At 60.7% G+C, this 13,141-nt stretch carries 7 protein-coding genes; all 7 read left to right on the top strand.

Features of this window, described 5'->3' with window-relative positions:
- The first annotated feature begins 183 nt into the window (after positions 1-183).
- The 7 genes from AB5Y47_RS12175 to AB5Y47_RS12145 all read left to right on the top strand — a co-directional run bounded on the left by AB5Y47_RS12175 (position 184) and on the right by AB5Y47_RS12145 (position 13,073).
- The gene (locus AB5Y47_RS12175) at positions 184-5,046 is read left to right on the top strand and encodes an NAD-glutamate dehydrogenase (RefSeq protein WP_319896585.1); all 4,863 of its coding nucleotides are present in this window, start codon (positions 184-186) and stop codon (positions 5,044-5,046) included.
- Positions 5,047-5,093: 47 nt separating this feature from the next.
- Positions 5,094-6,104 carry a quinone-dependent dihydroorotate dehydrogenase gene (pyrD, locus tag AB5Y47_RS12170; protein WP_039040791.1) on the top strand — a complete coding sequence of 337 codons (1,011 nt, stop codon included), beginning with the start codon at positions 5,094-5,096 and terminating at the stop codon, positions 6,102-6,104.
- Between the two features lie 85 nt (positions 6,105-6,189).
- The gene (locus tag AB5Y47_RS12165) at positions 6,190-6,726 is read left to right on the top strand and encodes a cell division protein ZapC (RefSeq protein WP_041211431.1); all 537 of its coding nucleotides are present in this window, start codon (positions 6,190-6,192) and stop codon (positions 6,724-6,726) included.
- 307 nt (positions 6,727-7,033) lie between these two features.
- A complete protein-coding gene (gene rlmKL, locus AB5Y47_RS12160) occupies positions 7,034-9,205 on the top strand; it encodes a bifunctional 23S rRNA (guanine(2069)-N(7))-methyltransferase RlmK/23S rRNA (guanine(2445)-N(2))-methyltransferase RlmL (RefSeq protein ID WP_324037020.1) in 2,172 nt (723 codons plus the stop codon).
- Positions 9,205-9,432, top strand: a complete 228-nt coding sequence (locus AB5Y47_RS12155; protein ID WP_103858454.1) for a glutaredoxin family protein — start codon at positions 9,205-9,207, stop codon at positions 9,430-9,432. The genes rlmKL and AB5Y47_RS12155 overlap by 1 nt, the downstream gene beginning before the upstream one ends.
- Positions 9,433-9,504: 72 nt before the next feature.
- Positions 9,505-11,415, top strand: a complete 1,911-nt coding sequence (locus AB5Y47_RS12150) for an ABC transporter ATP-binding protein (protein ID WP_368220270.1) — start codon at positions 9,505-9,507, stop codon at positions 11,413-11,415.
- Between the two features lie 8 nt (positions 11,416-11,423).
- Positions 11,424-13,073, top strand: a complete 1,650-nt coding sequence (locus AB5Y47_RS12145) for a DUF3466 family protein (protein WP_368220269.1) — start codon at positions 11,424-11,426, stop codon at positions 13,071-13,073.
- Positions 13,074-13,141 lie beyond the last annotated feature (68 nt).

The raw sequence follows: 13,141 nt of genomic DNA, 5'->3' as shown, positions 1-13,141 counted from the left end.
TGCCAACTTGGCAAAATTTATCACAACCCAAGCCGTGATCTGCCCCTTGTTTTTAACATCCCGTTATCACCTTTGCTCGCCTTCCTTGATCCAAGCCATTACACTTCGCTGCAACTCTGTACCGGTGGGCATCCTGGGTGGATGTCGCCGTGTCTGTGATGTCGTCCGATAAGGAAACTAGCAATGGCATTGAAAGACGCCCCTACCTCCGTTCTGCTCGAAAACGTTCTCAGTCTGATCCACCAGAAATTGCCGAAAAACAGTGCCTCCCTGGTCGAATGTTTCGTTGCCAAGTTCTACGGCAACATGGCCAGCACTGATCTGCATGACCGCAATGACAGCGATCTCTATGGCGCCGCCCTCAGTCTGTGGAATGCCCTCAACCACCGTACCGGCATCGAGCCCTATATCCGGGTCTACAACCCCGAGCTGACCCGCCACGGATGGCAGTCTCCCCATACCATCGTCGAGATCATCCTGCAGGATTCCCCCTTCCTGGTGGACTCCATCCGCATGGCCCTCAAGCGTCTCAACATCACCGCCCACATGATGCTGCACCAGCCGCTGCACCTGATCCGCGGCGAAGGCGGCAAGATTGGCGCCATCCTGGAACTGGACAACACCGCAGAGCAGACCTCGGTGGAAACTGCCTTCCTCATCGAAATCGATCACCTGACCGGTGAAGAGGAGATGGACGCCCTGACTGCCGAGCTCAACTCGGTCGCGCGGGAAGTGGCCCTGGCGGTGGGAGACTGGCAGCCCATGCTGGCGCGCCTGAACGAGATCATCGAGGAGCTGCCCAAACGCAAGAACCCGGTCAGCCAGGCCGAGGTGGACTCCTGCGTCGCCTTCCTCAAATGGGTGGCCGCCCACAACTTCACCCTGATGGGTTATCGTCGCTACGACGTCAAGGCGGTGGAGGGGGATCACGAGATCCTGCCGCAGCCCGAGTCCAGCCTGGGGCTGATGAAGAACTCCATCAAGGACGAAGGCCAGCGCCTCGGCACCATGCCCGCCAGCGCCCGTCACGCGGCCCTCAGTTCCGACTTGCTGATCCTCACCAAGTCCAACAGCAAGTCCCGGGTACATCGTCCGGCCTATGTGGACTACATCGGCATCAAGCGTTTCGACGAGCACGGCAAGGTGGTGGGAGAGGATCGCTTCATCGGCCTTTATGCCTCCTCCATCTACAACACCAGTGCGACCCAGATCCCCCTCATCAGCCACCGCCTCGAGCGCATCATGGCCGCCTCCGGCTTTGAGTCGGGCTCCCATGCCTACAAGGCGTTGCTGAACGTGCTGGAAACCTACCCGCGCGACGAGCTGATCCAGGCCCGTGAAGAGGAGCTGCTGGCCACCGGTCTCGGGGTGCTGGAAATGCAGGAGCGGGACATGCTGCGCCTGTTCGTGCGCCGCGACGTCTACGGCCGCTTCTTCTCCTGCATGGTCTATGTCACCAAGGAGCGCTACAACACGGCGCTGCGGGTCAAGACCCAGCAGATTTTGCAGAAATATTTTGGCAGCAGCATCGATGTGGAGTTCAACGTCTACTTCACCGAGGGCGTGCTGGCACGGACCCACTACATAGTGCGGGTCAACAACAACAACGTGGATGTGGATGTGAACGAAGTACAGAACAACCTGATTGAAGCGGCCCGCAGCTGGGATGACCGCCTGGATTCCGTGCTGCTTTCCCACTATGGCGAGGCCCGCGGTAACGAGCTGCGCCGCCGTTTCAGCACCGCCTTCCCCCGTGCCTACAAGGAAGATGTGCTGCCGGGCTCTGCCGTGGCCGACATCATGGCCCTGGATGGATTGAGCGAGGCCGAGCCGCTTGGCATGCTGTTCTACCGCGCCCAGGAGGAGGAGAACGATCGCCGGGTACGCCTCAAGCTGTTCCACCGAAGCGAACCCATCCACCTCTCCGACGTCCTGCCCATGCTGGAAAACATGGGGCTGCGCGTCATCGGCGAGACCCCGTATCAGGTACGGACCCCCACCGGCGAGGTGTTCTGGATCCTCGATTTCTCCATGCTGCTGCGCGGTGAGCAACCGTTCGATCTGGAGCAGAGCCAGCAGCGCTTCCAGCAGGCCTTCGCCGCCATCTGGAGCAAGACCCTGGAAGATGACGGCTTCAACCGTCTGGTGCTGGGGGCCGGCCTCACCGGTCGTCAGGTATCCGTGCTGCGGGCCTATGCCAAATACATGCGCCAGACCGGCGTCTCCTTCAGCCAGTCCTATATCGAGGAGACCCTGACCCGTTATCCGGATATCGCAGAGCTGCTGTTCACTCTGTTCGAACAGCGCCTGGATCCGGCCGGCAAGCAGGACGCCAAGGTGCCATCGCAAGATGCCAAGGCATCCGCCAAGCTGCACGAGCAGCTCGCCGCCAAGCTGGATCAGGTCGCCAACCTGGATGACGATCGCATCATTCGCCGCTATGTGGAGATGATCGACGCCACCCTGCGCACCAACTACTACCAGCTGGACAAGGCGGGCAACATCAAGCCCTACATCTCCTTCAAGCTGGCCCCCTCCAGCATCACCGACATGCCGCTGCCGCTGCCGAAGTTCGAGATCTTCGTCTACTCCCCGCGAGTGGAAGGGGTACACCTGCGCTGGGGCAAGGTGGCCCGTGGCGGCCTGCGCTGGTCTGATCGCAAGGAGGACTTCCGCACCGAGGTGCTGGGTCTGGTGAAAGCCCAGCAGGTGAAGAACACCGTCATCGTGCCGGTGGGTGCCAAGGGCGGTTTCTACTGCAAGCAGATGCCGGCAGGCGCCCCCCGTGCCGTCATCCAGGAGGAGGGCAAGGCCTGCTACCGTCTGTTCATCCGCGGCCTGCTCGACGTGACCGACAACATCATTGGCGGCGAGGTGATCCCGCCAAAATCCGTGGTGCGTCACGACGAGGATGATTATTACCTGGTCGTGGCCGCCGACAAGGGCACCGCGACCTTCTCCGACATCGCCAACGAAATCAGCCTCGAGTACGGCCACTGGCTCGGCGATGCGTTTGCCTCCGGCGGCTCGGTCGGCTATGACCACAAGAAGATGGGCATCACCGCCCGCGGCGCCTGGGAATCGGTCAAGCGCCACTTCCGTGAGATCGGCATCAACTGCCAGACCACCGACTTCACCTGCGTGGGGATAGGCGACATGGCCGGCGACGTGTTCGGCAACGGCATGCTGCTCTCCGAGCACATCCAGCTGGTGGGCGCTTTCAACCACATGCACATCTTCGTCGACCCGACCCCGGATGCGGCCGGGAGCTTCGTCGAGCGCAAGCGCCTGTTCGAGCTGCCCGGCTCCAGCTGGGATGACTACAACCGTGAGCTCATCTCCAAGGGGGGCGGCATCTTCCTGCGCTCTGCCAAGTCCATCAAGCTGAGCCCGGAAATGCAGACCCTGCTCGGCACCGACAAGAGCGGCATGGCCCCGAACGAGCTGATCAAGGCGCTGCTCTGCCTGAACGTCGACCTGCTCTGGAACGGCGGCATCGGCACCTATGTGAAGAGTGCCCGCGAGAGCGACGCCGACGTCGGGGATCGCAGCAACGACGTGCTGCGGGTCAATGGTCGTGACCTGCGTGCCCGCATCGTGGGCGAGGGTGGCAACCTGGGCTTCACCCAGCTTGGCCGGGTGGAGTACGCCAGTCAGGGTGGTCGCATCAACACCGACTTCACCGACAACGTGGGCGGGGTGGATTGCTCCGACAACGAGGTCAACATCAAGATCCTGCTCAACCAACTGGTGGCGGCCGGTGACCTGACCCTCAAGCAGCGCAACCAGATGCTCTACGAGATGACGGATGCGGTGGCCCAGGTGGTCATCACCAACGCCTACCGCCAGTCACAGTCCATCTCGGTGACCGCCTTCCGTGGTGCCGAGCAGCTGAAAGAGCAGCAGCGCTTCATCCAGGGGCTGGAGCGGGAAGGCAAGCTGGACCGGGCGCTCGAGTTCCTCCCCTCCGACGAGGAGCTCTCCGAGCGGATGGCGGCAGGGCAGGGGCTGACCCGACCCGAGCTGGCGGTGCTGGTGGCTTACGGCAAGATGGTGCTCAAAGAGCAGCTCAACTGCCCGGAAGTGACCGACGAGCCCTTCCTCGCCAACATGCTGGTCACCAGCTTCCCGACCCAGTTGCAGCAGCAATTTGGTGCGGCCCTGGCCCAGCACCCGCTGCGAGGCGAGATCATCGCGACCCGGGTGGCCAACATGCTGGTCAACGACATGGGGCTCAACTTCGCCAGCCGGATGAAGGACGAGACCGGTGCCTCGGTGGCGGAAGTGGCCTGCTGCTTCGCTATGGCCCGGGAAGTGTTCGGCCTCGGCGCCCTGTGGCGTGACATCGAAGGGTGTGACAACGGGGTGGATGCCCAGACCCAGCTCGAGCTGATGTTCTACAGCCGCCGCATCGTGCGCCGCGCCACCCGCTGGTTCCTGCGCGCCCGCAACCGCAGCTGGAGCATCGGCGAGAACATCGCCTTCTTCCGCCCGGCCTTCGAGACCCTGAGTCAGCACCTTTATGAGGTAATGGACGAGAGCGAAGTGGCCGAACACCGCCAGGCTGTCGCCGCCCTGATGGAGAAACAGGTGCCGGAGGCCATCGCCCGTCGCGTGGCCCACATGAGCAGCCTCTTCTCCTGCCTGGATCTGGCGCAGATTGCCGCGGAGCACAAGACCGACATCCTGCGGGTTGCCAACGTCTACTATCGCCTGGGCGCCAAGCTGGATCTGCACTGGTTCCTCGAGCAGATCAACCATCAGCCGGTGGGCAACCACTGGCAGGCGATGGCGCGGGCTTCCTTCCGCGAAGATCTGGACTGGCAGCAACGCAGCCTCACCTCCGTGGTACTGGAAGGGTGCAAAGAGCAGGGGGAATGCGCTACCATACTGGCCGACTGGATTTCGGAGCATGAGCAACTCTTGTCCCGTTGGACCCACATGTTGGCCGACTTCAAGACCACGAGCACGCACGAGTTCGCCAAGTTCTCGGTGGCCTTGCGAGAGTTGAACCTGCTCCAGTTGAATTGCCGAACCTCGGCATAACCCCAAAAGCCCCGGCCAGTTGCCGGGGCTTTTTTTAAGGAGCAAGCATGCTGTACCCACTCGCCAGGCATTTCCTGTTCAAACTCAATCCGGAGCAGGCTCACGATCTCTCCATCAAATATTTGCCCCGCCTTCTCGGTACCCCGCTTGATTGTTTCTTCCGCCATTCTCTGCCCAAACGCCCCGTCACCGTCATGGGGCTTAATTTTGCCAATCCGGTGGGGTTGGCCGCCGGTCTGGATAAAGACGGGGAGTGCATCGATGCCTTCGGCGCCATGGGGTTCGGTTTCATCGAGGTCGGTACCGTGACCCCCAGACCCCAGAGCGGCAATGACAAGCCTCGTCTCTTCCGGGTGATCCCGGCCGAGGGGATCATCAATCGCATGGGCTTCAACAACAAGGGCGTCGATCACCTGGTGGCCAAGGTGAAAGAGGCCAAATATCAGGGGGTGATCGGCATCAATATCGGCAAGAACAAGGACACCCCCATCGAGCAGGGCAAGGATGATTACCTTCTCTGCATGGACAAGGTGTATGACCACGCCGGTTATATTGCGGTCAATATTTCCTCACCAAACACCCCGGGTCTGCGTCAATTGCAATATGGCGATGCACTGGATGAACTGCTGGCCGCATTGAAACAGCGTCAACAGGAGCTGGCCGAGAAATATAAAAAGTATGTGCCGCTGGCCGTGAAAATTGCCCCGGATCTGTCACTCGATGAAATAGATCAGGTAGCCGCCTCTTTGATCAAGAACCGTATTGATGGTGTCATCGCCACCAATACCACTCTGGAGCGGGAGATGATATATGACATGCCCCATGCCGCAGAGGCTGGCGGGCTTAGCGGTCGTCCGCTCCAGCACAAGAGCACCGAGGTGATCCGCCACTTGGCCAAGGCCCTCGACGGCGCCCTGCCCATTATCGGTGTGGGTGGTATCGACAGCGCCATGGCGGCTCGGGAAAAACTGGCGGCGGGTGCCAGTCTTGTCCAGATTTACAGCGGCTTTATTTATAAAGGGCCGAGTCTGGTCAAAGAGATCGTTACCCATATTTAAAAAATAACCGGTTGCCCTTATTTAACGTTGCTCAAATTCTCGACATGGAATAAAGTCGAGGGACGGCTTAGATAAGGGCACCACCATGTGTATTCAACCCAATGACAATTGGCAGTGGCATTATGACGCTCAGGATGATCGCCTGATGCTGGATTTGTCCGATCGCATGATATTTGCCACCGAATATAAAGGTCGGCAACTTGTTCCCTGTTCTTTCACCACCCAGCCTTTTTGTGTGGATGATGCCGCCCTCTATTACCAGTTGATGGACAAGGCCGCTGAACTCGACTGGAGTACGCCCCACCAGGTCCAGCTGGTCCTCAATGCCATCGCCGTCAGCCGTTTTTATAAACCCCTGATGCCGCAAAGCTGGTTCTTTCATGAACAGCAGGCTCATGTTATTCCGGAGATGGGATCCCTGGTGTGGATGGATACGCCCCACGGTCGGGGGGAATTCATGGTCATCGAAGCCGGCGATCAGGCGAGCGTTTGCCTGAACCTGACCGACGAACTGGTGCTGACCAACAGCAAGACGCTGCCGCGCTTTGCAGTGATCAAGGTGATGAATAACCGGATGCAAGCCAGAGTCCGGGCACAGACACAATATCGGGAAGTGGGCTGACGATGAGGCCGTTATATGGCGACGAATAAGTCCGTTATAGGCCTGCTATATTGGTCTGATATTTAAGCGCTCAGTCTCTCTCTTGTTCCATTATTTGTCTTTTTCCTTCGTCTGGTCGTCACGACCATTTTCTGCCTGGTCCGGGCAAGATTTTCGAATTCTTTACGAATGTGATGGTAGACAACTGCCAGCCAGGAGCGGGATCCTGTCGCCCGCAAGGGGGAGGGGAGCGTTTGCCGCGCCTCTTGCCGTTTATATGGCGCCTTTGTCCAAGGTTCGAGTGCCGAGCGCGGGCCGATAAGGTATAATGCGGCACTATTTTTATGGCATCCCCGTGAGCGTGATGAAAGAATTTTTTGCAACCTGCCCCAAAGGGCTGGAAAACCTGCTGGCCGTCGAGCTGACCAATCTGGGTGCGGAGCAGGTCCGTGAGACCGTGGCCGGCGTCCACTTCAAGGGCGAACTGGCCATCGGTTACAAGGCCTGTCTGTGGAGCCGCTTTGCCTCCCGAATCGTGCTGGTGCTCTCCGAGTTCCAGATGAACGATGATCTGGACCTCTACCTCGGGGCCCATACCATTCCCTGGGAAGAGCACTTCTCCGGTACCGCCACCATCGCGGTGGACTTTACCGGTACCAACGCCTCCATTCGCAATACCCAGTACGGCGCCCTGAAGATCAAGGACGCCATCGTTGATCGCTTCACCAAGCGCGGTCACGTGCGCCCGGATGTGGACAAGAAGTCCCCGGAGATTCGCATCATGGCGCACCTTGGCAAAGGCAAGGCCAATATCACGCTGGACTTGTCAGGCCCGGCGCTGCACCAGCGCTTCTATCGCCAGGGCACCGGCGAGGCGCCCCTCAAAGAGAACCTGGCTGCGGCCATGATTGCCCGCAGCGGCTGGGCCGGCGAGCCCATGATGGACCCCATGTGCGGCTCCGGTACCCTGCTGATTGAAGCGGCCTTCATCGCTGCCGACATGGCGCCTGCGCTGCGCCGTGAGCGCTTCGGTTTCGATCGCTGGCTGCAACACGATGGTGAACTGTGGCAGAGCCTGATGATGGAAGCCCAGGTGCGAGCCAAGCGCGGCATGCAGCGCTGCGAGGTGAAGCTGTTCGGTTGCGATGCGGATACCCGGGTCCTGATGAAGGCCCGTGACAACGCCAAGGCCGCCGGCGTGGCCCATCTCATCACCTTCAAGCAGGCCGATGTCACCAAGCTGGAAAACCCGCTGCCGATGCCGGCTGTGGAAGGGGAGAGTCGTCAGGTCGGCATGCTCATCTCCAACCCGCCCTATGGCGAGCGTCTTGGGGAGTTCCCGGCCCTGCTGGAAGTGCATCAGGCCCTTGGCGATGCCCTGCGCCGCGGCTTCCAGGGGTGGAAGGTCACCATTCTCTCCGCCTCTCCCGAACTCCTGAGCTGCCTGCGCCTGCGTGCCGACAAGCAGTATCGCCTGTTCAACGGCGCCCTCGAGTGCCAGCTGCGCAACTATCAGATCGCCCTCGATGCCGTCGCTTCCCAGAAAGAGGTGGCCCAGGACTTTGCCAACCGTCTGCGCAAGAATCTGAAGACCCTCGAGAAATGGGCGAGCAAGGAGAACCTCGATTGCTACCGCCTCTATGACGCGGACTTGCCGGAGTACAACGCTGCCATCGACCGCTATCAGGATTATCTGGTGGTACAGGAGTACGCGGCGCCCAAGGACATTCCCGCCCAGAAGACCCGCCAGCGTCTGCTGGACATGGTGCAGGCCGCCATCAAGGTGACCGGCATGGACGGCGAGAAGGTGATCCTGAAGGTGCGCGAGCGCCAGGAAGGCAAACAGCAGTACCAGAAGCTCTCCGAAGAGCAGCACCGGATGGAGGTGCAGGAGTACGGTGCACGCCTCTGGGTCAACCTCTACGACTATCTGGACACCGGCCTCTTCCTCGACCACCGCCAGACCCGCCGCATGCTGGGCCAGATGGCTCGGGGCAAGCGCTTCCTGAACCTCTTTGCCTACACCGGCAGTGCCACCGTGCACGCGGGGCTCGGCGGCGCCCGCGAAACCACCACGGTGGACATGTCGCGCACCTACCTCAACTGGGCCCAGGACAACATGCGCCTCAACTCGCTGGTGGGCCGCGAGCACAAGTTCGTGCAGGCGGATTGTCTGAAGTGGTTGTCGGAAGCCGACGAGCAGTACGACCTCATCTTCATCGATCCGCCCACCTTCTCCAACTCCAAGCGGATGGACGAGAGCTTCGACGTGCAGCGGGATCACCTGCTGTTGATGCAGCACCTCAAGCGCCTGCTCGCGGCGGACGGCACCCTGGTCTTCTCCAACAACAAGCGCCACTTCAAGATGGACTTGGCCGGCCTTGACGCCATCGGTCTCAAGGCGCAGAACATCACGAACAAGACCCGGCCCAAGGACTTCGAGCGCAACCAGCATATCCACAACTGCTGGATCATCACCCACGCCGAGGCACAAGGCTGATGCTGACCCTGTTTCACACCGACGGCTGCCACCTGTGCGAACAGGCGTGGGCGCTGGTGGAACAGGCCGGGATGGCCACGCAGACCCGCCGCTGCGACATCCTGGAGGAGGAGGCCTGGCTCGAGGCTTACCGGGTGCGCATCCCGGTGCTGCAAGACAGTGCCGGCCGGGAGCTGGGCTGGCCCTTCACCCTGGGAGAGCTGCAAGGCTGGCTGGCACAGGGGTGAGCAGGATTTGACGACAAAACGGGGGCAGACTCACGCTGCCGCCCGTTTTTTCATAAGCAACAAGGAACAAACATGGCTCTTTTGACATTGCACGGCGCGTCCCTGTCGTTCAGTGATTTTCCGCTGCTCGACCATGCCGAGCTCACCATAGAGCGGGGCGAGCGCCTCTGTCTGGTGGGTCGCAACGGGGCGGGCAAGTCTACCCTGATGAAGGTGATTGCCAGCGAACTGCCGCTGGACGACGGCCGTCTGGTGTTGCAACAAGATTTGAAAGTGACCCGCCTCGAGCAGGATCCGCCCGCCTCGAGCGAGATCACCGTGTTCGATTACGCCGCAGAAGGGTTGGCCGGGGTAGGGGAGCTGCTCAAGCAGTACCACCATGTCTCCCACGCCCTGGCGCACGACCCTTCCGATGCCAACATTCGCACCATGAGCCAGTTGCAGGAGCAGCTCGACTATCAGAACGGCTGGCAGTACGAGACCCGCATCAATCAGGTGCTGACCCTGCTTGATCTCGACCCTGATGTGACGCTCGACAGTCTGTCTGGCGGCTGGCTGCGCAAGGTGGCTCTGGCCCGCGCCCTGGCGTGTGACCCGGATCTGTTGCTGCTGGACGAGCCGACCAACCACCTGGACATCGATGCCATCAACTGGCTGGAAGAGTTCCTCAAGGACTTTCGCGGCGCCATCGTCTTCATCTCCCACGACCGGGAGTTCATCCACAAGCTGGCGACCCGGATCATCGATCTCGATCGCGGCGTGATCACCTCCTGGCCCGGCAACTATGACGAATATCTGCAAGGCAAGGAGGAGTGGCTGCGGGTCGAGGAGCTGAAAAACGCCGAGTTCGACCGCAAGTTGGCCCAGGAAGAGGTATGGGTGCGCCAGGGGATCAAGGCGCGTCGTACCCGCAACGAGGGACGGGTGCGGGCTCTCAAGGCGATGCGCATGGAGCGCACCCAGCGCCGGGAGCTGCAGGGCAAGGCCAAGCTGCAACTGGACGAGGCGGGCCGCTCCGGCAAGCTGGTGTTCGAGACCGAGGGGCTGGGGCTGGACTTTGGTGATCGCACCCTGTTCCAGGGACTGGATCTGCAGGTGCTGCGCGGGGACAAGATTGCTCTGGTGGGCCCCAACGGCTGCGGCAAGTCGACCCTGATCAAGCTGCTGATGGGCCAGCTCGAGGCGAGCCGTGGCTCGGTGCGCCAGGGGACCAACCTGGAAGTGGCCTACTTCGATCAATACCGTGAGCAGCTCGATCCCGAGAAGACGGTGGTGGACAACGTGGGGGAGGGCAAGCAGGAGGTGATGGTTCGCGGCCGCTCCCGCCACATCCTTGGCTACCTGCAGGACTTCCTGTTCGAGCCCAAGCGGGCGCGCACCCCGGTCAAGGCCTTGTCAGGGGGCGAGAAAAACCGTCTACTGTTGGCCAAACTCTTCCTCAAGCCCAGTAACTTGTTGATTCTGGATGAACCAACCAACGACCTGGATGTCGAAACGCTGGAATTGCTGGAAGAACTGCTCACCGATTACCCGGGGACCCTGCTGCTGGTCAGCCACGATCGCCGTTTCATCGACAATACCGTGACCGGCTGCTGGCTGTTTGAAGGGGATGGACGGATCAGCGATTATGTCGGGGGCTACGCCGACATGATGGCCACACGAGCCCTGCAGGCCGCCCAACAGACGGCCAAGTCGGCCCCGGTCAAGGTGGCAGAGCCTGTCGCGTCGGCAGCGGAGCCTGCGAAAAAAACACGAAAACTCTCTTACAAGTTGCAACTGGAGCTGGATAATCTGCCAGCCCGGCTGGAACAGTTGGAAATGGAACTCGATGCCCTGCAGGCCGAGATTAACCACCCCGGTTTCTTCTCTCTGCCAGCAGAGCAGACCCAGCCCAAACTGGATGCATTGAATGCGGCAGAGGCCGCATTGGAACACGCCTTCTCCCGTTGGGAGGAGTTGGAAGCGTTGAAACATCAAGACTAAGGAAGTAGATGAAAAAGCAATTATCCATGCTGGCCATCCTGGTCGGCGCCAGCCTCAACGCGCAGGCGGCACAAAGCTCCTTTTTCACCATCGTCGATGACGAAGTCAAAGGCTATGCCAGCGGGATCAGCGGCGATGCCAACGGCCTCATCGGGCTCAACACCAAAAACAACATGGCGGAATACTTCTCCACCGTGCGGTTTGCCGACTTCCTGGTCGATCGTTTCCGTTTCGAGCAGGGTTGCATGCTCTCCAACTCGGTCTGCAACTCCTTCTGGAGCGACAACTCGGGCTTTGCCTACCAGTGGCGTCGCGACTTCCTGGACAAGGTGGATCAACGCAGCAACCTGGGCTACGTGACCAGCTCCGAGGTTGATGGCCTGGTGACGGCCCTCGGGGATGTCCCGGAGGATCGGGTCGGTTACAAGATGAATGGCAAGCTGCGCACCGCCTTTGCCGTGGTCAATGACGGCAACCCGGTCGAGCTCAAGGATGCGGCCAGCACCCACGGCCTGAGCGTATCCACTTCCATCAAGAAGCTGGACAACGGTCAGTATCTGGTGACCGGTACCGCGGCCAGCGACAAGTATCGCCACAAGGTGGGCGGTGACTTCTACAAGTGGTGTTTCGAGACGGGCAATGACAGCCAGTACGGTGACTTCCGCTACTGCCCCGGGGTCGATACCCAGGCGAGCTTCTGGCTGCTCAACAGCTCGGGCGGGTTCAACAAGCTGATGCAGGCCGGCACCTATGGTCATCAGCGTGACGAGGTGCTGCAAACCGCCTCTGCACTGGGCGTGGCCAAGTACAACGGCACCCTCTACGGCGTGGGCTACAGCTCTACCGGCGAGGTGGGCACCGGTGATCTGGATGGTCGCAACCTCGCCAGCTACTGGACCCTGGATACGGCTGCCGGCACCGTGGGCACCACCAAGATCATCCCGCTGCCGGATGGCGAGCCTGGCAAGGACGATGCCAAGCTGCAACACAGCTGGGCCGTGGCCGTCAACGACAACGGCTACGTGATCGGCAACCAGCGCTATCGCATCAACAAGGGACAGAACCGCCCGGTGGAGATGTTCCTGTTCAACCTGAGCAAGCCGGGTACGGCGGCCAGCCTTCCTCTCCAGGACAAGCCGGTCTCGGGGGCAGGCTCGGAAGCGGCCGCCATCAACGATCACAACATGGTGGTTGGCTGGCGCGACTCCCGTCACCAGACCCAACCGGTGGTCAATGGCACCAACCGCATGCAGGAAGCCTTCCTGCTGAACGCGGCCGCCCCGGCCAACAGCTGGTATCTGAACGATCTCATCTGTGGCAAGGATGACGCCGGCAACAAGCAGTGTGCCCAGAACGGCAAGTACTATCACATCGCTTACGCCAGCGGCATCAGCAGCGACGGCACCATTGCCGCGACGGCGTATCGCTATGACAGCGAGAGCGACCTCAACAAACGCGCCAACGCCACCGTGGTCGCCGTCAAACTGACGCCGGCCGTGGCGGATTATCAGGGCAATGCCCCGGCCAGCTATGTGGTCAGCAATGCGCCGGTCAACAACCAGACCGGTCAGGATGGTGGCGAGGGCGGTGGCGGCAGCCTGTTCTGGTTGACTCTGCTGGCGCTGCCCTTTGCCTGGCTGCGTCGCTATCAGCGATAAATAAGTGTCATCAAAAATTAATGCAGTTCAGTATCTTGTGTCACAACCCCTGAATAGCATGGAATTTT

Source organism: Aeromonas sp. R7-2 (genome assembly GCF_040908105.1).
GTDB lineage: Bacteria > Pseudomonadota > Gammaproteobacteria > Enterobacterales > Aeromonadaceae > Aeromonas > Aeromonas caviae.
The sequence above is the reverse complement of the archived record's forward strand: the minus strand, read 5'-3'. Positions and strand labels throughout refer to the sequence as shown.